Source organism: Peribacillus sp. Bi134, from assembly GCF_918698065.1.
Taxonomy (GTDB): domain Bacteria; phylum Bacillota; class Bacilli; order Bacillales; family DSM-1321; genus Peribacillus.
Genome location: NZ_CAKKLN010000012.1, coordinates 52,356 through 75,281, shown reverse-complemented (window position 1 = coordinate 75,281; position 22,926 = coordinate 52,356). Strand labels below are relative to the sequence as shown.

At 35.9% G+C, this 22,926-nt stretch carries 23 protein-coding genes; 19 read left to right on the top strand and 4 right to left on the bottom strand.

The genetic code is table 11. The features are described from left to right. The first annotated feature begins 46 nt into the window (after positions 1–46). From LQ188_RS23830 to LQ188_RS23815, 4 genes are all read left to right on the top strand, one after another. Complete coding sequence (locus LQ188_RS23830) at positions 47–277, top strand: hypothetical protein (RefSeq protein ID WP_230178578.1); 231 nt, start codon at positions 47–49, stop codon at positions 275–277. A gap of 313 nt (positions 278–590) precedes the next feature. After that, on the top strand, positions 591–1,331 hold the full coding sequence (map, locus tag LQ188_RS23825) for a type I methionyl aminopeptidase (RefSeq protein ID WP_101226155.1): 741 nt from the start codon (positions 591–593) through the stop codon (positions 1,329–1,331). 202 nt (positions 1,332–1,533) lie between these two features. Continuing rightward, positions 1,534–1,794, top strand: coding sequence for a CPCC family cysteine-rich protein (locus tag LQ188_RS23820; RefSeq protein ID WP_101225720.1), 261 nt, complete (start codon positions 1,534–1,536; stop codon positions 1,792–1,794). Positions 1,795–2,048: 254 nt separating this feature from the next. Then, entirely contained in the window at positions 2,049–2,489 is a 441-nt protein-coding gene (locus LQ188_RS23815) for an SRPBCC family protein (RefSeq protein ID WP_089364937.1), read from the top strand. Between the two features lie 377 nt (positions 2,490–2,866). Here the strand turns inward: LQ188_RS23815 and LQ188_RS23810 are convergent, their stop codons facing one another. Together LQ188_RS23810 and LQ188_RS23805 are read right to left on the bottom strand one after the other, a co-directional pair. Next, complete coding sequence (locus LQ188_RS23810; RefSeq protein ID WP_034304517.1) at positions 2,867–3,070, bottom strand: alpha/beta-type small acid-soluble spore protein; 204 nt, start codon at positions 3,068–3,070, stop codon at positions 2,867–2,869. Between the two features lie 972 nt (positions 3,071–4,042). After that, on the bottom strand, positions 4,043–4,393 hold the full coding sequence (locus LQ188_RS23805) for a cytochrome c (RefSeq protein ID WP_101225722.1): 351 nt from the start codon (positions 4,391–4,393) through the stop codon (positions 4,043–4,045). Between the two features lie 540 nt (positions 4,394–4,933). Between LQ188_RS23805 and LQ188_RS23800 the strand changes: the two genes are divergently transcribed. From LQ188_RS23800 to LQ188_RS23730, 15 genes are all read left to right on the top strand, one after another. Continuing rightward, positions 4,934–5,152, top strand: a complete 219-nt coding sequence (locus LQ188_RS23800; RefSeq protein WP_034312681.1) for a twin-arginine translocase TatA/TatE family subunit — start codon at positions 4,934–4,936, stop codon at positions 5,150–5,152. Between the two features lie 54 nt (positions 5,153–5,206). Further along, positions 5,207–5,929 (top strand): twin-arginine translocase subunit TatC, encoded by a 723-nt coding sequence (gene tatC, locus LQ188_RS23795; protein ID WP_101225723.1) that lies wholly within the window; start codon positions 5,207–5,209, stop codon positions 5,927–5,929. Between the two features lie 43 nt (positions 5,930–5,972). After that, positions 5,973–6,743, top strand: coding sequence for a gluconate 2-dehydrogenase subunit 3 family protein (locus LQ188_RS23790; RefSeq protein WP_101225724.1), 771 nt, complete (start codon positions 5,973–5,975; stop codon positions 6,741–6,743). A gap of 18 nt (positions 6,744–6,761) precedes the next feature. Further along, a complete protein-coding gene (locus tag LQ188_RS23785; protein WP_230178576.1) occupies positions 6,762–8,477 on the top strand; it encodes a GMC family oxidoreductase in 1,716 nt (571 codons plus the stop codon). Positions 8,478–8,653: 176 nt separating this feature from the next. After that, a complete protein-coding gene (locus LQ188_RS23780; RefSeq protein ID WP_230178574.1) occupies positions 8,654–8,914 on the top strand; it encodes a hypothetical protein in 261 nt (86 codons plus the stop codon). A gap of 198 nt (positions 8,915–9,112) precedes the next feature. Next, on the top strand, positions 9,113–10,513 hold the full coding sequence (locus LQ188_RS23775; protein WP_230178572.1) for an MFS transporter: 1,401 nt from the start codon (positions 9,113–9,115) through the stop codon (positions 10,511–10,513). 145 nt (positions 10,514–10,658) lie between these two features. After that, the gene (locus LQ188_RS23770) at positions 10,659–10,823 is read left to right on the top strand and encodes a hypothetical protein (protein WP_230178570.1); all 165 of its coding nucleotides are present in this window, start codon (positions 10,659–10,661) and stop codon (positions 10,821–10,823) included. 36 nt (positions 10,824–10,859) lie between these two features. Continuing rightward, positions 10,860–11,204, top strand: coding sequence for a DUF4181 domain-containing protein (locus tag LQ188_RS23765; RefSeq protein ID WP_230178568.1), 345 nt, complete (start codon positions 10,860–10,862; stop codon positions 11,202–11,204). A 240-nt stretch (positions 11,205–11,444) separates the two neighbouring features. Then, complete coding sequence (locus tag LQ188_RS23760; RefSeq protein WP_101225729.1) at positions 11,445–11,843, top strand: hypothetical protein; 399 nt, start codon at positions 11,445–11,447, stop codon at positions 11,841–11,843. A gap of 413 nt (positions 11,844–12,256) precedes the next feature. Continuing rightward, on the top strand, positions 12,257–13,639 hold the full coding sequence (locus tag LQ188_RS23755) for a PLP-dependent aminotransferase family protein (protein WP_157831166.1): 1,383 nt from the start codon (positions 12,257–12,259) through the stop codon (positions 13,637–13,639). Positions 13,640–13,856: 217 nt separating this feature from the next. Next, positions 13,857–15,059: a PLP-dependent aminotransferase family protein gene (locus LQ188_RS23750; RefSeq protein WP_101225731.1), complete on the top strand. Its 1,203-nt coding sequence runs from the start codon at positions 13,857–13,859 to the stop codon at positions 15,057–15,059. A gap of 312 nt (positions 15,060–15,371) precedes the next feature. Continuing rightward, a complete protein-coding gene (locus LQ188_RS23745; RefSeq protein WP_101225732.1) occupies positions 15,372–16,265 on the top strand; it encodes a DMT family transporter in 894 nt (297 codons plus the stop codon). A 376-nt stretch (positions 16,266–16,641) separates the two neighbouring features. Continuing rightward, entirely contained in the window at positions 16,642–17,178 is a 537-nt protein-coding gene (locus LQ188_RS23740) for a sigma-70 family RNA polymerase sigma factor (RefSeq protein ID WP_230178619.1), read from the top strand. Further along, positions 17,171–18,586 (top strand): DUF4179 domain-containing protein, encoded by a 1,416-nt coding sequence (locus LQ188_RS23735; protein ID WP_202190657.1) that lies wholly within the window; start codon positions 17,171–17,173, stop codon positions 18,584–18,586. The genes LQ188_RS23740 and LQ188_RS23735 overlap by 8 nt, the downstream gene beginning before the upstream one ends. Positions 18,587–18,901: 315 nt before the next feature. Further along, complete coding sequence (locus tag LQ188_RS23730; RefSeq protein WP_101225734.1) at positions 18,902–19,192, top strand: hypothetical protein; 291 nt, start codon at positions 18,902–18,904, stop codon at positions 19,190–19,192. A gap of 203 nt (positions 19,193–19,395) precedes the next feature. On the opposite strand, the gene LQ188_RS23725 is transcribed toward LQ188_RS23730, so the two are convergent. Together LQ188_RS23725 and LQ188_RS23720 are read right to left on the bottom strand one after the other, a co-directional pair. Beyond that, positions 19,396–20,868, bottom strand: coding sequence for a flavin monoamine oxidase family protein (locus LQ188_RS23725; RefSeq protein ID WP_230178566.1), 1,473 nt, complete (start codon positions 20,866–20,868; stop codon positions 19,396–19,398). A gap of 648 nt (positions 20,869–21,516) precedes the next feature. Then, complete coding sequence (locus LQ188_RS23720) at positions 21,517–22,827, bottom strand: MFS transporter (protein WP_101225736.1); 1,311 nt, start codon at positions 22,825–22,827, stop codon at positions 21,517–21,519. Positions 22,828–22,926: the final 99 nt, after the last annotated feature.

Below are 22,926 nucleotides of genomic sequence, written 5' to 3'. Positions count from 1 at the left end.
TTTAATAAGAGGTATAATTTTATAAAAGCTCACAGGTGGTGGGAAGATGACTTTAAAAGAGTTTATTGAGTTCCAAGAAGGTATAGAAATCGGGGAAGAATACTCATTTATATATCAAAATGAAGAATATTGGATAAGCCAAAATCCAGGTGCATATTATCTTACGCGAGTCAGAGGTGCCTATACTCAAGAGTTTGAAACTTCTGAGGCTCTTTTTAAATACGGAACAATCGAAGAAAAACTACTTTCAGAAATTTATATGGATTTTGAGTGGTAAAATAAATGTTGATATATTCTTGTTGAACCAACGGGTGCGTTAGCTGAAGATCGGAGCTGTCTTTAAGGCAGCTTTTTCTTATGGAACTAACGGGGCAGTTTAACTCTATAAAAAATTGGAAGGTAAATCCAATTAATAGTATAGTCATATGTAACAGCTCCTTTTTGTGGTCTTTTTCTTGATCGAAGAAAAATTCAGCTGAGGGGTATTGTACCAAATAATTTACATTGCTTTTATTTTTTGAGAAAGTAAAGGTACAATTAGTACTTATATAGTTTTATGATGATAAAAGATAATGAGGTAGGTAAAAAAAATGATTGCAAAAACAGAAGAAGATTTTAATGGTTTGAAGGAAATTGGCAAAATTATTGCCTCAATTAGAGATGAATTGGTACAAAGAACAATTCCTGGCATAACGACCAAAGAACTTGATGATATAGCCGGAGAACTTTTAGAAAAAGCAGGTGCAGTTTCAGCTCCAAAAGGTGAATATGATTTTCCTGGCTACACTTGCATTAGTCTTAATGAAGAAGTGGCACATGGTATTCCGGGTCATCGGGTTATTCATGAAGGGGATCTAGTAAATATAGATGTATCTGCTTCAAAGAACGGTTATTTCGCAGATACAGGAATCTCATTTGTAGTAGGAGAAGGAGAAGAAGTATTAACGAGATTATGCGACGTTGCTAAAAAGGCATTTGAAGCAGGTCTTAAGAAAGCAAAACCCGGTTCCAAAAAAAGTAGAATCGGAAAAGCAGTATTCGAAACTGCGAGACAGCATGGATTCACTGTTATCAAAAACCTTACAGGACATGGTGTTGGTCGTAGAATACACGAAGCACCTGACCATATTTTAAATTATAATGATCCATGGGATAATGAAATATTAAAGGAAGGGATGGTTATCGCATTCGAACCATTCATTTCAACCTTTGAAGAAGAAGTATTCCAAAAAGAAGACGATTGGACCTATGCTACAGAAAAAAGCTATGTAGCTCAATTAGAACATACGATTATTCTTACTAAAAATGGTCCGATTATTGTCACACTTTAATTTAAACAATGAAGTATCTAAAATTATAAGCCTTATTTAGACTTTATGATTGTAAATAAATGTACTTAAACTAACGGGTGCGTTAGCTGAAGGTCGGAGCTGTCATTAAGGCAGCTTTTTCTTATGGAACTAAAGGGGCAGGTTAGTTGAAGAATTATGTTTAACTATATAAAAGAAAAACAAACAACTAAGAGGTGATTGTATGAAATATACTTGTCCTTGCTGTGGATATAAAACATTAGATGAGGAACCTCCAGGAACGTATGATATTTGTGAAATCTGTTTTTGGGAAGATGATGGTTACCAATATGAACATCCAGATGAGGATGGTGCAAATAAAATTTCTTTTAGAGAGTCACAACAAAACTTTATAAAATTTGGCGTTAGCGATTTAGATTTTTCGGAAAACGTAAGAAAACCAAATAATTCCGATATAAAGGATCCAAATTGGAAACCGATATGAGTTTATATAGGGAATTATTAAACTAACGAGTGCATTAACTTAAGATTAGAGCTGTCTTTAAGGCAGCCTTTTCTTTATGGAACTAAAGGGCCGGATTGTGGAGGATTGGAAAATTTTGATTCTACAAAAAAATTGGGGGATTGGAAGAAGGAAAGCTATGTATAATTAGTGATGTAAGTTTATGCTTTTTATGTAATAATTATTTTGTAGAGATGTAAAGTTACAATTCATACATAGTGAAGGTGGGGATCATAATGGCAACGGGAACGCATACTGTAGTAGTTCCAGTAGATGTACAAGCAGTTTGGGATTATGTCAGTGATCTCGAAAAATGGGCAACGACAGTACCAGCCTATAAAGAACATGAAATCATAAATGACAAGCAATCTATTTGGACGTTTGAAGGTAGTGTGAAAGGTATTAAAAAAACAATACAAGCACAGGTAGATATTACCGAATGGAATGAACCTTCAAATATTAAGTTTGAATTAAAAGGTTTATCAGATAATTTTACAGGAAGCGGTCACTTTACTGCAGAAGATGTTAATGGTGAAACAATAATGACTTGTACGGTGGAAATACATGCAGGCGGATTATCTGGTGCGGTGTTAACACCAATTATTAAATGGGCTGTTCCAAAAGTAGCATCTCGTTTAACAGAATCTATCGCACGTAAAATTGCAGTATTCTCATAGTTTTCAAAGATTGAAAGCCAATTCATTTTGGAGATACCTTCTCTGAAGTATAGATGGTAACATTCTGAAGTGACCAATATAATTATATCGAGAAATTTTATAATTAGCGGAAGGGGGGCTGTCCAAAAAGGATGGCCTCTTTTTTTCAATATTCCAGAATCGCTTTTCTTAATGAACTAACATGAGCGTTAGCTGAAGATCGAGCTGTCTTTAAGGCAGCTTTTTCTTTATGGAACTATCGGGGCAGGTTAGTTGAATAAGCGTAGTGTATTCCTAATGCGACATAGCAAAATATTGTTTCTGTTTCTTTTTAAAATTTGTAAAATTATAAATAGGGATAGTCCAATCACTATCCCTAACATTACATATGATTTCGATTAACGAGTTCTTCCGCCTAATTGTTGTTCAGCCATTTGCACTAAACGTTTTGTAATTTCTCCACCAACAGATCCGTTCGCACGGGATGTTGTATCAGCGCCAAGTGTAACACCGAATTCACTAGCGATTTCGTATTTCATTTGTTCTAGAGCTTGCTCTGCACCATTAACTACTAATTGATTACTGTTGTTATTTCTAGCCATGTTGTCAGCTCCTATGAATGTAATGTGTTGCTAGTCATAGGTTTTGATATTGTTAAGAGTTATATGCATAGAATTTAAAATAAATCAAGGCAGTGATTAAGTGAAATTAAACTCATCTGTAGCTCTAGAAGGGAAGAGTTACAGGAAAACATTGAAGCCACCGGCAAGGTAAGGGTTTCAGAAGCTCCGAAAAGCAAATAATCTGATGTAGAGGTTTTCTCCCCCTATTGCACAGTTTATGTCATAGCCGAAGTTAAGGTAAAGAAAAGGCGATAATAAACGGGATATTAATTAATAATCAGAGCTGTTCTTAGACGGCTTTTTATTTTTGAATAGAAGGTACAGATTAGTGTGAGGAGGCACTGCCTTCTGTTAACAACGGAAGGCCTCCCTTATGCCGGCGGTCTCGGTTAGAATCAAAGGCTAAGAAGTTATAACATTAATTTGGAGCCGGTGTTTTAGCACTGATGATAACACCTGTAACGATTGAATAAATAGACTATTGTCTTTTATAAATCTAAAACGGGCGCCGGCAATTTCGTATAAAAAATTCACCATGAAGTATTATATGAAGATAATATCTATTTCGAAGGAGGAAAAAATTGAGCGATCATATTAAAAGCGAATTATCATTATTCACCGAGTACCTTGTATCATTATTATTCACAGCTTGCCTTGCGGTTTTTCTCACAAAGTTCACTGATTCATTTCCATGGCTTTCCTTTATAGGTGTTTCAATAGGTCTTGCCCTCATGATCTCCTGTTGGGAACAAAAGAAAAACCAATGGTCTCTTTTTATTACAAGCTTATTATTGAACACTGTTGTTTGGTCTATTGTTTTGAATTGGTCCTCATTTTTTTAAATATATTTATTCCTGAAAAATACAAAACAGCCTGATCCATATTGATTGGATTTGGCTGTTTTATTTTAAGTTTAATTAAGGCCATCACTATTTTTGAAAAATTGCCTACTCACTTTTTCTGTGATAACCACTCTGCCACGATTGCAGCTTCTTCATTTGAAATAACGCCTGCTGGCATCCCATTTTTACCATTATTAATAATATCCTCTATATCACTTTGTGAATATTTTGAACCAATTTTATTTAAAGCTGGACCAGCTCCTCCTTGTAAATTTTCTCCGTGACAAGATATACAACTATTACTCACAATTTCTTCAGGATTACCAGCTGAAGTATCCTGTGTTCCCCCATTTGAATCTGGGGAAGGTGAGGGTTGATGGCCTCTGTAAAAAAACAGTAAAAATATTAAACATCCTGCAAGAACAATACTGACTCCAGAAGTAAACCAAATTTTTTTCATAAATACCTCCGTATTTAATGTAGATTGGAGTAAAAATCTTTTTTGATAAAAGAACAAAGAAAGTTTCTAATTTATCTTCTAATAGAATCCGTGGAAAATACATAAACCTCTAAGTTTTTATTTACTCTTCCAAAGTACTTAAGCATTATTATTTAATTCATATCTTTCCCCAAAGTTATTTTTGCATGAATACATTTTTACAAAAAGGTGAGGTTCTTTTAATCTAATCTCGGGTACCAAAAATTCCTTTATAACATTTCCAACTTTCTGCATGGTATTTAATAAAAGTTAATACATATGGTCGAATTACTGAAAAACTAATATGAACTATTAGAAAGATGAGAAATTTGAATATTGAACTGTAAACAAAAGGCATGTATAAATATAAGCTAGGTATATAATTGAGCAGTTTTGTGAATATATTATAAGGAATAAAAAAGGCAACTTACCACCCTTTGGTGTAAATAATAACGTTTACTGGAAAGGTTACAAACGGTTTTTAGTAAATGTAACTGATGTTTTTTATGGAGGATTGACGTGATGTTTCAGAATATTGGGATTCCAGGCTTGGTCGTAATTCTTATCATTGCACTTGTTATTTTCGGTCCGAAAAAACTACCTGAAATTGGTCGGGCATTTGGACGGACATTAACGGAATTCAAGGGTGCAACAAATGGATTAATTTCTGATGAGGATAAACAGGAAGAGAAAAAACATGAGTTATCGACTGCTGAAAAGAAGATGCTGGATAAACAGTAGAGTCCATAGTGGATATGAAGGTGGGCATTTTTCATATAACAGGAGGAGGCCACCATGGAAAACAAAGATTCACATCTCATTGAACATCTTGATGAACTTCGGCAACGAATGATTAAAACTTTGATAGCCTTCGTTATCTTTTTCGTTGGTGCGTTAGTTTTTGTTGAAGACATCTATAGTTGGGTAATTAGTGATCTTGGGAGGGATTTAGCTATCCTAGGACCAAGTGATATTTTATGGGTGTATATGATTATTTCGTGTGTTTTTGCCATTGCAGCTACGATTCCTGTAGTTGCCTATCAGACTTGGAAATTTATAGCACCTGCCCTGACAAAAGAAGAACGCAAAGTGACTCTAAGGTTTATCCCAGGATTATTCATTTTGTTTATTATCGGAATCTCTTTTGGATACTTTTTGTTATTTCCCATTGTGCTAGGATTTTTAACAAATATGTCAGCGGGGCAGTTTGAAATGATGTTTACAGCAGATAAATATTTTCGGTTCATGATTAATTTGATTTTACCGTTTGGCATTCTATTTGAAATGCCATTGGTAGTGATGTTTTTAACAAGATTAGGAATTCTCAATCCAGAAAGGTTGGCAAAAACGAGGAAGGTATCCTATTTTTTTCTGGTAGTCGTATCTATTATGATTACCCCTCCAGATTTCATATCGGATATGCTGGTCATTATTCCTTTACTGGTTCTTTACGAATTGAGTGTCACTATATCCAGGATTGTGTATAAGAAAAAGATAGTAAGCGATGCATTAATGTGATAAGGGAATTCACACCTTTTTTTTAAAAATAGGAGGGTTTTTTTTGTCGGATAAAGAGAAAAGTCAAATTGAAAAACAAGGTAGTACGAGACGTACCTTTTTAAAGAACTCTGGATTAGCTGTTGGAGGCCTCATTTTAGGTGGAGCAGTTGGAAGCATGTTTGATAGAAATTCGGAAAGTGGTGTGACAACAGAACGGAAAGGTCAAACTCAAACTCAAGCTAATAATCCGAATGAAGCCCTGATGTTTTTTTATCCAGAAGAATATCAGACGACAGCGGCAGCGGCAGAACGTATTTTCCCAAAGGACGATCTTGGACCAGGGGCTATGGAATTAAATGCGGCGATTTATATTGACCATCAACTTAACAGTGGGTGGGGAGTAAATGAAAAGGATTATAAACTTGGACCCTATTATAAGCCAGAAATAACACAAGGTGAACAGAATAAGCTTTACCGAAAAGATTTGTTTCGGCTAGGCTTAAAAGAATTGAATACATATAGTAACAAAAACTATAAAAAGAAATTTACAGAATTAGAGGCTAATGAACAGGATGAAGTTTTAGCTGCGTTTGAGAAAGGTAAAGCAAGTTCACTTTCTGGTGCATCTTCTTCGGCATTTTTCCAATTGTTAAGAACTTTGACCATTGAAGGTGTTTATGCCGACCCATTGTACGGAGGAAATAAGGAAATGCTAGGCTGGCAGATGCGAAAGTATCCTGGTTCTCGAATGAGTTATACAAAAGAAATCCAAAGTAAAGAATTTTTAAAGCTAGATCCAAATAGCCTTCAAAGTCATATGAAACATTCATGATAGAAAGGGATGAAAAACATGGCAAAAAAACTACCTAAGGTACCCGTCGTTGTTGTCGGGATGGGCTGGGCTGGAGGTATTATTGCCTCGGAATTAACAAAGGCAGGAATCAAAGTCGTTGGACTAGAGCGCGGGAAAGAACGGGATATGAGTGATTATTTAATGGTGCATGACGAACTGCGTTTCCAACATCGTGAAGAGTTAATGCAAGATTTATCAAAAGAAACTATTACTCATCGTAATAACCAAAAAATGAGAGCACTCCCTATGCGTAATTATGGAACTTTTATCGTAGGTGAAGGTCTTGGGGGAGCTGGTAGTCACTGGAATGGACAAACCTACCGTTTTCTTCCTTATGATTTTGAAATTAAATCTCTAACTGAAAAAAGGTATGGTAAAAATAAAATTAAATCAGACTATCCGATTCAAGACTGGGGCATTACATATGACCAAATAGAACCATATTATGATACATTTGAAAAAATGGCAGGAATATCTGGTGAAACTGTTAAGTTATATGGAAAACGCTCAAATCCTTATCCAACAGGACCGATGATAAAAACACCTGTTTTAGCGGAATTCGAACAAGCAGCGAAGAAGCTTGGCTACAAACCATATATGATCCCATCTGCAAATCTATCAGAGAATTACGAAAACCCTGATGGTATTTCACGTTCAGCCTGTCAATATTGTGCGTTTTGTGAAAACTTCGGTTGTGAGTATGGTGCAAAAGCAGATCCAGTTGTTACGGTCATTCCTGTTGCAAAAAAAACTGGTAACCTTGACCTGCGCACATACTCAAATGTCACCCGTATTTTAAATGATGGTACGAAAGCGACAGGTGTTATTTATGTGGACACCTTCACGGGTGAAGAATTCGAACAACCGGCAGAAGTAGTGGTCTTAGCGAGTTATGTATTCAATAATGTTAGACTTTTACTTAATTCAAATCTTGGAACACCCTATGATCCAAAAACCAGAAATGGGGTAATTGGTAAAAACTATTGTTACCAAGTGAGTTCAGGATATTCAAGCCTTTATTATAATGACCGTGAGTTCAATATATATGGAGGTGCAGGTGCATTAGGGATTGAGATTGCAGAATTCACAGGTGATAATTTTGATCATTCGGATGTAAACTTCCTTCACGGAGCAGGAATTCGTACAACCCAATATGGGAATAGACCTATAGCAAATAATAACTCACCGATAGGGACACCTTCTTGGGGTGCAGAATTCAAAAAGCAATCAATCAAATATGCCAATAGCATCCTGCAAGTCAAGTCACAAGGTGCAAGCATGCCACACATACAAAAATACCTTGATCTGGATCCTACTTATAAAGATGTATATGGTATGCCTTTATTACGGATGACATATGATTATACTTCCCAAGACCGTGAGTTAGTAAAATACATGGCGAAGGTAACAAGATCGATTGCTAAAAAAATGAGTCCAGATCATATTGATACGGTCGCAGAACAAGCAGATTTTAACGTAAACACAGATACGAATACGCATAACACAGGAGGCGTCATCATGGGGGCTGATCCTAAAGATTCCGCAGTCAACACTTACCTGCAAATGTGGGATGCTGAAAATGTATTTGTTGCTGGTTCTTCGGCATTTCCTCATAACAGTTCGTTTAACCCAACTGGTACATTAGGTGCTTTTTCATATAGAGCGGCAGAGGGAATTGTAAAATATCTTAAAAAAGGGGGTTCTCTCGTATAAGCCCTTTTCTTTGACCTAAAAATAACATGACCTGCTCCCACAATAATTGGGGGCAGTTTTTTAATTTTAGGATGCTAAAAAAAAACAAACATGCATGCTCCATTTAAGACTAAGGGTATCGTTTAAGGTACATATTAAAATTAATACCAAAAACTTAAGATACGGGGGGTTATAAAATGAAAGGCAAATGGAAAATCACTATTTTATTCGCATTACTTTCGGTAAGTATTCTGTCAGCATGTAACGCTGGTAATAACGACTTTAATGATCAAGAGGAAGTAGATTATCGTCCTGTTCGAAATGACACTGACACGAATCCAAATAATAATGATGATAATAATCGATCATTTAAGCATGATGAAAACCCTGATCAAACAGATAAACAAATGGAAAAAGGCGATAACCTTGAATTTAATAAAACGAGAGGCGATTTATAGAACCCTAATAACTAATGTCCAAAGGCTTTTCGATTCGATTTCTGGTGAAGTTAGTCTAATGTTGTTGGAACTGTTTCCATAAGAAGACAAAATTTTATTTGGGATACCATTGGAAAAACTCCCAAAACCCGCTTATCCTCCAGTTTGACTTTATTTCTCATTCTTGCACAAATGTATTCCATGGAGTTGACATGATAAATGAAATTTAACAAGAAAAAAATCAACGTTGTAGATATTAAAAAAGCGAAGAAAAGTGTGTTTGCTACAGGGGTAGGAAATGCTATGGAGTGGTTTGATTTTGGCTTATATTCCTATTTAGCTGTTATCATTAGTCAAAACTTTTTTAGTGCTGTTGAAAATGATGAGCTAAAATTAGTGTTCACCTTTGCAACATTTGCGATTGCCTTTTTAATGCGCCCAGTAGGCGGTATCATATTTGGTAAAATCGGAGATAAATTAGGAAGAAAAGTCGTTTTAACAACCACGATTATTTTGATGGCTTTTTCAACATTACTAATTGGTTTATTACCTACATATGATCAAATCGGTATATGGGCACCTATACTCTTATTAATAGCTAGAATTATTCAGGGTTTTTCAACTGGTGGCGAATACGCTGGTGCAATGGTCTATATTGCAGAGTCTTCTCCAGACAATAAACGTAATATGCTTGGAAGTGGATTGGAAATTGGTACGCTCATTGGTTATATATTAGCTTCACTACTTGCCAGTACACTCTTTATCACTCTATCTGATCAACAGATGACCTCATGGGGTTGGAGAATACCGTTTCTACTTGGCTTACCTTTAGGGCTTATTGGGTTGTACTTAAGAAAAAGTTTAGAAGAATCACCGATTTTTGAAAATGAACTTTCTGATGATGAAGCCCAAGAGGAAAGCTTTCTATCTATTTTTAAAAATCACAAAAAGGATATTCTTGTATGTTTTGTAGCTGTTGCATTCTTTAATATTACAAGCTATATGCTATTATCATACATGCCTTCTTATTTAGATGAGATTATTGGATTATCTAGTACAGTAGGAACCCTATTAATTACGATTCTAATGATCATTATGGTGCCACTTACTTTAATGTTTGGAAAGCTCAGTGATAAAATTGGAAATAAGACTGTTTTCTTAATCGGTTTAGGCGGTTTAAGTCTATTATCTGCCTTTGCTTTTTATTTAATAAACTTGAATGCTTTAGTATTTATTTCGTTAGGTGTTCTAATTCTAGGTGTTCTGCTTTCAATTTATGAAGGCACAATGCCTGGATCGTTACCAACCATGTTCTATACTGATATTCGATATCGAACATTATCAGTGACATTTAATGTTTCGGTTTCAATATTTGGTGGAACTACCCCTTTAGTTTCCACATGGTTAGTTCACCAAACTGGGAATAACTTAGCACCTGGTTTCTATCTAACAGCCGTGAATATTATCGGATTTTTAGTGATATTATTCTTGTTCAATAGTACTTCAGGAAAATCCCTAAAAGGTTCTTACCCAACAGTTGCTTCTAAATCTGAATATCAAGAAGCTGTTGAAAATCCAAAAGATTCCCTATGGTGGAAAACGGAAAAAAGAGAAAAATAAATGGAATTAAAAAGCACCCATTCAATGGGATGACTACTCGAAATACAGACACTCAAACATGAGTGTCTGTATTTCGGGTTTTTGTTTTACTTATTGAGGTCTCGCCAGCTATTTAACATTATCTATAAAAGGGTGGTGAGGAATTATGAAAAAGAATTATACGGTTTTCTTTTTACTTTTGTTTATTGAAGCTATTTCTAGTGGTATGCCACTTAAAAATTATTTCGACTATTCTATGATTATTGGAATTGGTTTAGCGACAGTATATTCGCTTGGAAAAAAGATCAGGGTAAATAATTCACATCATTAAATGGTTTATAATTGGTAGTCAGGGCAGGTGAGTTTTTTGTTAAATTACATCATTTTTATTATAACTTTTTTTATTATTGCAATAGTGTTTGAACGTTGGTTGAAGAAGAAATTGAAGATTGATAAAAGTAAGGGGGCATTTTATAAAGGTGTCAATCCATTTCAGAGGTGGACTGAAATAGCTATGATAATAGCATTTCTTTTATTAATATGGTTTGTTGATAATCCTATTTCCTGGCTTATTGGCTACTTTCTTATTTCATTAAGTTTTCGTGCTTTCATGGAATGGAAATATAAAAGGGAAGAAAAAGAATACATCTTAACTTTATACTCTATGTTTATTTACCTTTTTGTTTTGGTCATAGGCTTTTATTTAATTTAATATTATCTAAATAAAAACAGCCCCAATAAGGGACTTTTTTTACTGTGTCCTTAATGAACTAACGGGTGCTTTAGCTGAAGATCGGAGCTGTCTTTAAGGCAGCTCTTTCTTTATCCAATTAACGGTGCAGGTTAGTTTGTTTAATAAGCGTAGTATGTTCGTACTGTGTAAAAACAAACACGAGCATTTTATGGAAAAAATTACATTAATTAGTTAAAATGTTTACGAGGTGATTTTGTTTTGGGATACACAGGTTTGTTCGTAATGCTGGCAATTATCTTTTTAATAGTAATTTCCAATAGGCATTTATTTTGGTGGATAAAAGCCACAATAGCAGTCTATTATTTTGTAATTTCTTATATCTTTATCACTACTAAAAACAAAATTGATAAACAATATGAGAATATACTTCCTGTACCAGATGCATATTGGGATATGAATTCAGGATGGGTTAATACAATGGTTGGTTATTATTTCTGGCCTTTGGCTGTAATTCTCCTTTTTATTTACTACAAATGGTATAGAAGTGTACAAAGCAGGATAGCAAAAGGATGGATTGTTGTTAGTTTCATTCCAGCAACTGCTATTTTTTTAATTATTACTTTTTTCTTTGGATTCGGATACGGGTACAGACCATAAGGTTTGTACTTTATTTTTATTGCATAGTTTGTGTCAACTCTACACTAAGCCTTTTAGAACTAATGGTGCTTTACTTCAATAAGGCAAGCCTTTTTCTTATAGAACTATCGGGGGAGAGGGCTGTTTGATCTTTAATTGGGCCATATTCTGGAGTAACTGATTGTGCAAATGACTAAAATTAGAAAAGAAACTGGTGGATAAAAAAGGTAATATGAAGACTGCAAGTAACTCCATAGTTCTTTCCCCCACTAATGGGTTCCTTTCCGGAATATCCATGCTGCGTGAATATTCCAGGGCACGAGCGTTCCGCACACTACTAGTAAAAAATTTAAAAAGAATTTATGGATTTGAATTTGTTGCAATACAATTTTATAATTGTATGATTAATGATTGTATGAAAAAGGATGAGGAATGTGCCGATTAATTCGTTTGAGGATTATCCAATGACATGGAAGCCGACAATAAATCGAGAAGACAGACCGATTTATCAGGCATTAGCTAAGCAGTTAGAATATGACATTATAGAGGGGCGCTTAGTGCCTGGCACGAAACTTCCACCACAAAGGGAGTTAGCGGATTACTTAGAGGTGAATCTAAGTACGATTTCGAAAGCTTTTAAAGTATCTGAGTTAAAAGGACTGGTCAGTGCGACCATAGGTAGCGGCACTTATGTTTCGTATGATGCGATTTCGAACGCTTATTTGCTTGCAGAAGAAAAGCCAAAGCATTTAATTGAAATGGGAGCAATTTTACCAGATCGTGTGTCGTATGGGCCTTTATTTGACTTATTGCAATCGATGTTACAAGAATCAGATTGTGCGAGATGGTTTGGATACAGTCGACCAGGCGATTCGATTTGGCAAAAAGATGCAGGCGTCAAATTATTGAAATTTGCCGGTTTTGAAACGACCAGAGAACATATCTTACTTGCTAATGGCGGACAAAACGCCATCACAGCAACACTTGCAAGCCTTTGTCAGCATGGAGATCGAATTGGAGTAGATCACCATACATATCCAGGCTTAAAGACAGCAGCCGCGATGCTGGGGATTCAGCTTGTACCGATTCGTTCAGAGTCTGATGAAATGAGTCCGGAAGCACTTCTTTATGCATGTAAAAATGAAAATATTAAAGGATTATATATTATCCCAGATTATCAGAATCCGATGACATATACGATGAGCGTTGAAACTCGTAAGGCTATTGCTGAGATTGCTGTAAAGTATAATTTATTTATTATTGAAGATGGAGCGTACCATTTAATCCAAGAAAAAGTCTTGCCGGCTGTAGCGACATATGCCCCTGAGCATACGATTTATATAGCGAGTTTATCGAAATCGATGGCACCTGGACTCCGTCTTGCTTATGTGGCAGTTCCTTTAAAATACCTGAATTCTACTCGAAAGGCTCTTTATAATTTAAATATTTCCGTATCGCCACTACTTGCAGAGTTAGCATCACGAGTAATTGTATCGAATCAGTTTGAAAACATTGTTGCATTTCATAAAGAGGAAACAAAAGCTCGCAATCAGTTGGTTAATCAATATTTAGGTAAAGAGAACTGTTTAGGTGAAGAAACAGGGATTTTTCATTGGTTACATCTGCCGCATCAGTATACAGGTGACCAATTTGAACAACTAGCTGCAGCACAAGGTGTACAGGTATATAGTGGACGGCGATTTGCGGTAGGTAATGTCGCTCCAGCAAATGCCGTACGTGTGGGGGTTTGTGCTCCAGAAACGAGAGAGGAACTTGAAAAAGCTCTTATTATACTTAGAAAAATAATTGAAATGTAAAATAAATATTGTTTGCCATACAATAATTATATTGTATGGCTTTTTTTTTACGTGTTATGATAATTCAAACTTAGTTGGGGGATGAAAGGCAATATTAATTTTGGTGTCATAAGCTTATCATTGGAATATGTTTATTATAAAAAATCTGAATATTCCAATAAAACCGGAATTGGGTAGGTAAAAAAAATTGAAATGTTAAAGGAAGGAAGGTTTACAAATGGATAATAAATTTGCTGAGAGGGCCCGTCTAGTTAATTCGTCTGAGACCCGTGAAATATTAAAAGTAACAGAAAGGCCAGAAGTCATTTCTTTTGCGGGAGGACTTCCAGCTCCGGAGCTGTTTCCTGTTGAAGCCCTTAAAGTTGCTTGCAATGTTGTATTGAATGAAGAGGGCGCGACTTCTCTTCAATATAGTACCACTGAAGGCTATGGTCCTTTGAGAGAAGCTATTTGTCAAAGGATGAAAGCCATTGGGATTAACTCTGCTATTAACAATGTTCTTATCACTTCAGGGTCCCAGCAAGCGATAGATCTTACTGGAAGACTATTTATTAACGAAGGAGATACTATTATTTGTGAAAGCCCAACCTATCTTGCAGCAATTAATGCATTTAAATCATACAATGCAAACTTTGTGGAAGTTGCTATGGACAATGATGGGATGATAATGGAAGAGCTGGAGAGGAAACTGCAAGAGCATCCAAGCGCAAAATTCATCTATACTATTCCCGATTTCCAGAACCCTACAGGTCGTACATTAACACTTCAAAGACGTAAAAGAATGATCGAACTTGCTAATCAATACGATGTACTGATTGTAGAAGATAATCCCTATGGAGCTATAAGGTTTGCTGGAGAGGGGATACCGCCGGTGAAACGTTTTGACACAGAGAACAGAGTAATTTATATGAGCACGTTCTCTAAAATTTTCACTCCAGGCATGCGAATTGGATGGATTTGTGCAGATCAATCGTTTATTGATAAGTACGTGGCTTTCAAGCAAACAGCTGATTTACATACTGACAGCTTTGCTCAAAGGATAACAGCAAAGTATATGGAACTTTACGATATGGAAGAGCATATTAAAAAAATCAAAGCAGTTTATAAAGCAAGATGTACAATAATGTTAAAATGCATAAAAGAATTCTTTCCGGAAGATTTGTCTTACAGTAAGCCAGAAGGTGGATTGTTTATTTGGATTGAGCTCCCAATGGGGGTTGATTCCAAACATATATTTTCAGAGTGCTTGAAAAATAATGTTGCTTGTGTTCCTGGTGTTCCATTCTTTCCAAATGGCACACAGAAGAACACTTTACGTTTAAATTACTCGAATATGCCTGAAGAGCAAATCATTGAAGGCATGAAGCGTATGGGTGATGTATTACATCGTGAACTAAATAAAGAGACAATATGTTTGTAACTAAAGGAAACAAAATATAATTAAATCAAACACCAAAACCATTAATAAATACCTTCTAAATGTTTAATGAAAGCACTAATCTTAAAAATATCCAATTCAAAAAATAAGATTTTAATTATATTTTTTTATAAATCTTACATTTGAATAATCAGGAGGCTTATTATGCCAATATCATTTATAAATCCATATATTACAAAGTCCGTTTCGACATCACCACCACCACCGTTTACTCCTTTATATACGCTTATATATAAAACAGATTAAGAATCTGCGAAATATATAAGCTGTTTCGCAGATTCGAAGGAGTAAACGATGAAATCTAAAATTCAGTTTATATTATCAATGATTATTTTCGGTACAATGGGTTTAGTTGTGAAATACATCGATTTATCTTCGAGTGAAACAGCTTTTCTAAGCAGTTCAATTGGGTGTCTATTTTTAATGTTTGTATTTTTCATTATGAAGAAATCCATTCCATGGAATTTAGTGAAAGTTAATGCTTCTGCCCTTTTTCTTTCTGCGATTGCATTAGGAGGGAATTGGATTTTTCTTTATCAATCCTACGATCATACAACACTTGCTAATGCAACACTGGGGTATTATTTTGCGCCAGTGTTTGTCATGGTTCTCTCGCCATTTGTACTTAAGGAGCTTTTACCAATTAAAAAAATTGTTTGTATTGGTGTAGCGATATTAGGTATGTTATTGATTATTGGAAACGGCATTAGCGCCTCTGGTAAAGATGATCTACTTGGAATCCTTTTCGGATTAGTTGCGGCTGCATTTTACGCAGCCTTAATGTTATTAAATAAATTCATTCAAAACATGGGCATGTTAGAGATTACAATCATTCAACTTGGAACAACTGCTTTACTTCTCTTTCCCTATGTATTATTCACTGAGGGATTTGGTATCTTGGAAGTCTCAAGATCTTCCATTCCTTTTATAATACTATTAGGCGTTGTTAACACTGGTATTGGCTTTTGGTTATTTTTTTCTGGTATGCTAAAGTTAAAGGGACAAAGCATTGCTATGCTAAGCTATGTAGATCCTTTTGTAGCTATACTGATTTCTGCTGTAATCTTACAAGAAAAAATGACAATTGTTCAAATTATAGGTGGCACACTCCTTTTAGGTTCAACTTTTATTAGTGAAAATAATTCAATTAATTTTCGAAAACGACATACGAAGATTTTAACAAAATAAAGAAATGGGGCAGTGAGGGGAAATCCCGCACTGCCTTTTATTATGTTCAAGTAAAAAGACTAAGCTTTATTAATCACCTTACTTCCACCAAACTACTTCTTTATTTAACTTACGCAGAGTTTGTGTCACTCTACAATAAGTCTTAATGAGCAAACGGGGCAGGATAGTTCAATAAGATGTCGCAGCACACACTAAAAGAATGGTACAGCTTTCAAGAAAAATAGAAAGCGGAAACCAAAAATGGTTTCCGTTTGTTTATTTTGAACTTAGGATTTTAATTGCATGATATGCTTTTCTTGGAAAATACTTAAACTTTTTGAAACTTTTCTTGTTTATAGATTCCACTAATTAGTAAAGGGGGTCAAATAAGATGGAAATAGAAAGCCACCGGCTAGTTAAAAAAGCAATCAAAGGTAATAAAAGCGCCTTTGAAAAGTTAGTTCAACAACATTATGAAAGAATCTACCGTACTGCCTATCTTTATGTACATAACGAAGAAGATGCGTTGGATGTTGTCCAAGAAGCAACCTATCAGGCCTTTACATCTATCCATTCGTTAAAAAATCCGGAGTACTTTATGACCTGGCTCACCAGGATTGTCATACGATGTTCGGGACATGTCCTAAAGAGAAAAAGCAATGTCGTTCCTTTGAATGATGAGATATTGTCAAACCTACCGGGTCAAGTAAATCCAAACATTGAAGAATCATTACTGCTGATTGATGCAATTCAGCAGCTGAAAGAGAATTACCGTACTGTTATTATTCTATTTTACTATTACGACTACTCGATAAAAACGATTAGCAGTGTCATGGAAATTCCAGAGAATACCGTAAAAACTTATTTAAGCAGAGGGAAAGCGGAGTTAAAAAAGTCCTATAAAAATGAGGAGGAGGACAAATGCCATGGATAAGAAGGAACTCAAAGAAGCAATAGAACAAATAGCTGTACCGAAAGAAAAAGTATTTAGTGCCATTTCCAAAGGGATAAACAAGGAAGGTAATAGTGGAAAGGCAAAGAAAAAAAAGGTTCTTGCAGGTGTGGCGACTGCTGCTGCTCTTCTTGGAATCACCGTAGCCTCAGGATTTGTTAATCCTACAATGAATAGAGTATTAGCTAATACCCCTTTAATAGGCGGGATTTTTCAAGAATTTAATGATTCAACAGGCGTGGAATTAGCTAACCAGGATGCAGTTACAGAATTAAACCAATCAATTACAAAAAATGGGGTAACTGTAAGACTGACCAGCGCTTACTTTGATGGCAATGTAGTATCAATTACAGGATTTGTAGATGAAGATGTTGAAAAGGGGCATAACGAAAAAGGAGAAGTAAGCTTTGATGTAAACTTTGAACACAATAAAGGGGATCATGACCCTTGGTTAAATGGAAAGTCAAATGACATTAAGAAAGTGGAAAATGGATATAACTTTCAATGGAAAATGGTATATCCTTATAAATCATTTAAGGAGAATTCTACTCTTCCCATAACGATTCATAATATCAACGGGATAAAAGGTGAATGGAATTTTGATATTCCAATTCAACAAGAAAAAAATCGTACATTAGCTATTAATCAAGAGCAAGGATACCCGGACGATGAGGTCAAAATTCGTATTAAAGAGATTCTTACCGCAAAAGCGTCATCTTCGCTTGTTTATGAGACCGTGGAGAAATACAAGGGTGATGACATTATTATATTAAAAGCTGTTGATGATAAAGGAAATGTGTATAGGTTTGGAAACCAAACAGTTCTCGAGGATTCTGAACAAAAAGATGGATATCATAGTACCGTTCGGACAGAGATGACCAAGCTGAATTCTACTATTACTTCCCTTACTTTTAATCCGCAGATAAATATCGCAGATCCAAAAGTAAAACAGCTTTTGAATATTAAATCTTTCACCTTAAAAAGCACACGGTTCAATTTAGGCCTGCAGGTAAATGATGTTACTCAAAAAGGTGAGAAATTGGTAATAGATTATCAACTTACAGGGCTTCCGAAGAATTTGAGTAAAGGTAAACTTGAAATAATTAACCATAATTTGAAATACCTTTTCTGGTTGGTTGATAAGGAATATTTAACTAAGATCGACCCGGAAAATCCATGGCCTCCTAAAAACCACGGTATTCCCTTTAATAAAGTAAAAATGATTGATAAGGAAACAGCACACTTCCAATCTACCTTTGACTTAAACGGAGAAGAAAGGATTGAGAATTTTAAGCTGGAAAATACAATGTTGCTATTTGATTTTTCAAGCTTGGTCCCAGCTAAGGAATTAAAACCATTTACTGTTGTACTTTCAGTGGGGAATGAATAAACAATTAAAGTAGCTCATTTTAGGGACCATATAGTTGACGAGTGGAATGCTACTAGTGCATTGAATAATTAGTAATATCGGGGCGATGACTTATATAAGTCACCGTCTTTTTTTATTAGTTAGAAGTCTGTGAAATATTGTACTTAAACTATAGGGTGCTTTAGTTCATTAACAGGGGTTGTTTCGGCAGCCTTTTTCTTATGGCACTAACGGGGCAGGTTAGTTCTACAATATGTATAATATTGGATATAGATATTTAGAGGGGGATTATTATGTTAAAATTAGGTAACTAACAATATAAAAAGGAGTGATCTTATGGAACGTAGGAAATACACTCGCTTATCTTTTTTCTGTTTAGTTCTTTGTATCATTGCATTCATCGCTTTATTAGTCATCGGTACATTAGGAAATGGCAGTGTTTTAGGTCCATTGTTCGCTTGGATTGCGATGTTATCCCCCATATTCGGAATAATCCTAGCGATCCTAGGAGAAAAAGGTAATATGAAGTTGGTAGCCATTACTGGAAATATAGCCGTTTTATGTACGATATCTTTGTTCGTTGGTGCTATGAGTTTTTATGATGTTTTAGATAGAATACTTGCTTAAAATAAAGAAAAGTACCCCATTTTAAGGGGTATTTTTCTTTTCTCACAGTTTGTGTCAACTCTGCGATAAGTCTTAAAGAACTAACAGGTGCTTTAGCTGAAGATCGGAGCTGTCTTTAAGGCAGCTTTTCTTTATGGAACTATCGGGGCAGTTTAGTTGTATAAGAAATTTCTATAAGTCCTAATTTATCTATTTTTCCTGTTTTATTTTGGCAAGTCATTCACTTCATATGCAACCCGTATTCCAGATTCAATCGCCCCTTGCATCCAAGCGTGGGTAAGCGAAGTATGTTCACCGGCAAAGTGCACTCTTCCTTCAGGTATAGGGATATAAGGATACAACTCGGTTTCCTGGCTCGGTTCAAAAGCAGTGAAAGCTCCAGAAGAATATTCATTATCGACCCAACTAAAGGAAGTTCCTGACACAAACTCAGAATAGACTTGGTCTCCGTAAATTTCAGCTAAGTTCTTTAAAGCATATTGAATGCGTTTTTCGTTGGATAGACCGTTCCATGATAAAGCCTCATCTGCCCATGTATAGCTTGCCAAAACCACAGCAGGTCCTTTTGTACCAATCCCCTGACTGGGGTAATAAGTGAATCGAATCGGAAGGTCAGTTATGGATTTACCACCATATTGATGGTGCCTTTCCCAAAACCTGCTTTTAAACTCGATTCCGATCTTTGTTGCGCTCATATAGTTTAGTTCACGAATCGCTCGCCGTTTATAATAGGAAAAAGAATGGTATGGTTCAACTTTCACAAATCGTAACACTGAAAAGGGGATGGTTATGATGGCAAGATCACCAGTTATGGTGGAATCCTCTAAGGTGTGCTGATGGGTGGAATGGATGGTTACTCTGTTGTTATGTTGGAGAATTTTCATCATCCTTTGATTGAACATAATAACTTCTTTTAATTGCGGGAGAAATGCCCTTGGCAGCAGATCCATACCGCCGGTTATCTCATAGAAACGATTTGCTCCGAAGGACGCCTCTTCTCGCAAAACTTCAATAAATGACATCCCCATATATGCTTCTAAGTCAAGGAGTACACCAATCATATCAACCGCGCCATCTGAAAAAGTCGTTCCATATTGATAATGGTAATAGTTTAAGAAAGTACCTAGTGAGTAGTTTTTAAATTCTTTTTCTGCGAGATACCAATTTTTCGTTGGGTCTTGTTTAATAAAATCGAGAATTGGCTGTGTAGCTAATTTCACCAGCTCCTGTGCGCTTTTACCTCTTTCATTTGGGGCAACGGGAAAGTTTAGAATACCAGGAGAACGTTCAAAAATGTTAAGACGTGTTTTGATTCCATTGAGATAAAGAATATCCATTGGAGTTCGGTTAATAAAAGGGTTTACGGTTAGCCCCCATTTTTTTATATACTCTAAGGTCAAAAAATGAACATCAGGAATACGCATTGGGCCTGGGTTAAAATAAAGCCCATTGCTAAAGGGGGAGCGTATGGTATAGGCACGTCCGCCTACCCTGTTGTTTGCTTCAAGGATTGTGACGTTGTGCCCTGCCTCCTTCAATAGAGAAGCAGCAACCAGTCCTGCTAGTCCTGCGCCAACAATAGTAATATGTTTGGGAACTTGTGACTTTTTAAGACCATTTCTAATAATGCTGATCATTTGTTGAGTCGTTAATTGATTATTTGTGTTATTAGGCATCTCTTTACCCCTAGTGAAATAGATTTATTACATTGTATTCCCTTGTATAGATGCCTATGTGTTCTTTTATGGATAAAAAAAGTATGTAGTTTAACAGATAAAGAGATAAAGTCTGCTTTTGTGAAAAACTCCTAACAAGGAACAAAGAGACAGGTAACAGCTTATTCGGGCTATCTTTGTACAGTATTTTGATAATTTCCCTAAAGATTTACAAAGATATTTATCGAAGATTGGATTTGATCTTTTAGAGGAGAAAAAAGCAAGAGAATTATGTAGGTTAAAGTGATGAACTTTTAACCCGTTCTTGTTGAACTAACAGGTGCGTTAGCTGAAGATCGGAGCTGTCTTTAAGGCAGCTTTTTCTTAATGAACTAAAGGGGCAGGATAGTTCAACAAGAGATTCCATAAAACCTCATTAGGTTAAAGTAAACTAACATTCTGGAAACCCTTATAAATTAATATAAAGATTTTTTCTATCCATAAGATGTTTTGTTTTATATAAGTTACCTTCCTATATGAATAAAGGCAGCTTTCAATTTCTTGCTGAAAGCTGCCTTGTTAATTAGATTAATTGTAATTTACTTTATAGGGATATATCTACATTAGTCTAACTATTCAAGAAATAAAGTATTAATAAAAACTTTTCTATCATAGCTCTTTGTTTGGACTTTTCCGAGACCAAACAACTACAGGAATAAGCACTAGTGACAGAATGGCACCAGCAAGTGATAATGCTGCAAAACTAGAATGAGCGACTACCATTCCTGATACCCCACCACCAGCTGCTCCTGACAGTGCAAATAGGACATCGACTGATCCTTGTGTTTTTGCACGCACAGATGGGTGTGTTGAATCTATAATGAGAGCAGTCCCACTTATTAAACCAAAGTTCCAGCCCAAACCTAGTAGTACCAACGCCAGGGTAAGCAGTGGCATTGAACCTACCGGTGCAAAAGCTGCCACCAATCCAGAGGCTAGGAGTGTAGCACCAGAAGCAACAGCCATAGTAATACGGCCAAGTTTATCTACCAGTATACCTGTCAATGGTGAAGGAAGGTACATAGCTGCTATATGGAAACCTATAACTAATCCTACTTCACCCAAACCATGACCATGATGTCCCATATGAATTGGTGTCATTGTCATAATGGCTGCCATGACAAATTGAGTCAAAATCATAATTACAGCCCCTACAACAACACCCTTTTTGTTTATGGTAGCATTCTTTAAATTTGTCCCTGTCTTTGCGGTATAGTCTTTTTTCTTAGCATTCGCAATAGCTGTAGACACAACCAAAGGGTCTGGACGAAGAAAAATTAAGATAAATAATCCGGCAATAATAAAAGCAGCTGCTGACAAGATAAAGGGGCCAGCCAAGGTTGGAAAACCAATTGAATCCGCAAATTCTCCCATTCTATTGACCAAGTTAGGACCAACTACAGCACCCAAGGTAGTGGAAACCATGGCCATGCTTGCAGCAGTTGCCCTTTGTTTATCTGTTGCAAGGTCTGTCCCTGCATATCGCGCTTGTAGATTAGACGCCGTACCAGCTCCATAAATAAAAAGAGAAATAAATAAAAGTGGGATGCTGTTGGTTAAAGCTGCAATTATAACACCAATAGCACCTACCCCACCTGCAAGGAAACCACCTGCAAGTCCTGCTCTGCGGCCAAAACGTTGCGAAGACCGGCCTATAAACAGGGCAGCTCCTGCAGAACCTAAAGTAAATAGGGCAGTTGGAATTCCTGCCGCATTTTCAGTCCCTAGCATGTCTTGTGCAAGAAGCGCTCCTACTGTTATACCGGCTCCAAGTCCTGCTCCCCCAAAGATTTGTGAAAGAATCAAAATTCTTAATGTTTTTTTATAAAGCTGTATTTGTCTTTCTGGTGAATCAATATATTCTTGCAACCATATAGGCTGGTGTGTTGAGGCATTTGTATCTTTTGCTGACATTGTCATGAACTTTACCTCCTAACGAAATATCCTTGTAGCTTTTCATGTTTGGATGTCATCCTTGGAACATTTCATATCGTCATTAGAAAAAGCTCATAATTAAAT

What these genes read in the sequence shown, in the direction of transcription:
- LQ188_RS23720 (WP_101225736.1), bottom strand. Translation starts at nt 22,827, where the DNA reads ATGACAATGTCAGCAAAAGATACAAATGCCTCAACACACCAGCCTATA.
- LQ188_RS23830 (WP_230178578.1), top strand. Translation starts at nt 47, where the DNA reads ATGACTTTAAAAGAGTTTATTGAGTTCCAAGAAGGTATAGAAATCGGG.
- LQ188_RS23810 (WP_034304517.1), bottom strand. Translation starts at nt 3,070, where the DNA reads ATGGCTAGAAATAACAACAGTAATCAATTAGTAGTTAATGGTGCAGAG.
- LQ188_RS23770 (WP_230178570.1), top strand. Translation starts at nt 10,659, where the DNA reads ATGAAAAAGAATTATACGGTTTTCTTTTTACTTTTGTTTATTGAAGCT.
- LQ188_RS23725 (WP_230178566.1), bottom strand. Translation starts at nt 20,868, where the DNA reads ATGCCTAATAACACAAATAATCAATTAACGACTCAACAAATGATCAGC.
- LQ188_RS23805 (WP_101225722.1), bottom strand. Translation starts at nt 4,393, where the DNA reads ATGAAAAAAATTTGGTTTACTTCTGGAGTCAGTATTGTTCTTGCAGGA.
- LQ188_RS23730 (WP_101225734.1), top strand. Translation starts at nt 18,902, where the DNA reads ATGGAACGTAGGAAATACACTCGCTTATCTTTTTTCTGTTTAGTTCTT.
- LQ188_RS23745 (WP_101225732.1), top strand. Translation starts at nt 15,372, where the DNA reads ATGAAATCTAAAATTCAGTTTATATTATCAATGATTATTTTCGGTACA.
- map (WP_101226155.1), top strand. Translation starts at nt 591, where the DNA reads ATGATTGCAAAAACAGAAGAAGATTTTAATGGTTTGAAGGAAATTGGC.
- LQ188_RS23815 (WP_089364937.1), top strand. Translation starts at nt 2,049, where the DNA reads ATGGCAACGGGAACGCATACTGTAGTAGTTCCAGTAGATGTACAAGCA.
- LQ188_RS23775 (WP_230178572.1), top strand. Translation starts at nt 9,113, where the DNA reads ATGAAATTTAACAAGAAAAAAATCAACGTTGTAGATATTAAAAAAGCG.
- tatC (WP_101225723.1), top strand. Translation starts at nt 5,207, where the DNA reads ATGGAAAACAAAGATTCACATCTCATTGAACATCTTGATGAACTTCGG.
- LQ188_RS23785 (WP_230178576.1), top strand. Translation starts at nt 6,762, where the DNA reads ATGGCAAAAAAACTACCTAAGGTACCCGTCGTTGTTGTCGGGATGGGC.
- LQ188_RS23735 (WP_202190657.1), top strand. Translation starts at nt 17,171, where the DNA reads ATGGATAAGAAGGAACTCAAAGAAGCAATAGAACAAATAGCTGTACCG.
- LQ188_RS23800 (WP_034312681.1), top strand. Translation starts at nt 4,934, where the DNA reads ATGTTTCAGAATATTGGGATTCCAGGCTTGGTCGTAATTCTTATCATT.
- LQ188_RS23750 (WP_101225731.1), top strand. Translation starts at nt 13,857, where the DNA reads ATGGATAATAAATTTGCTGAGAGGGCCCGTCTAGTTAATTCGTCTGAG.
- LQ188_RS23820 (WP_101225720.1), top strand. Translation starts at nt 1,534, where the DNA reads ATGAAATATACTTGTCCTTGCTGTGGATATAAAACATTAGATGAGGAA.
- LQ188_RS23780 (WP_230178574.1), top strand. Translation starts at nt 8,654, where the DNA reads ATGAAAGGCAAATGGAAAATCACTATTTTATTCGCATTACTTTCGGTA.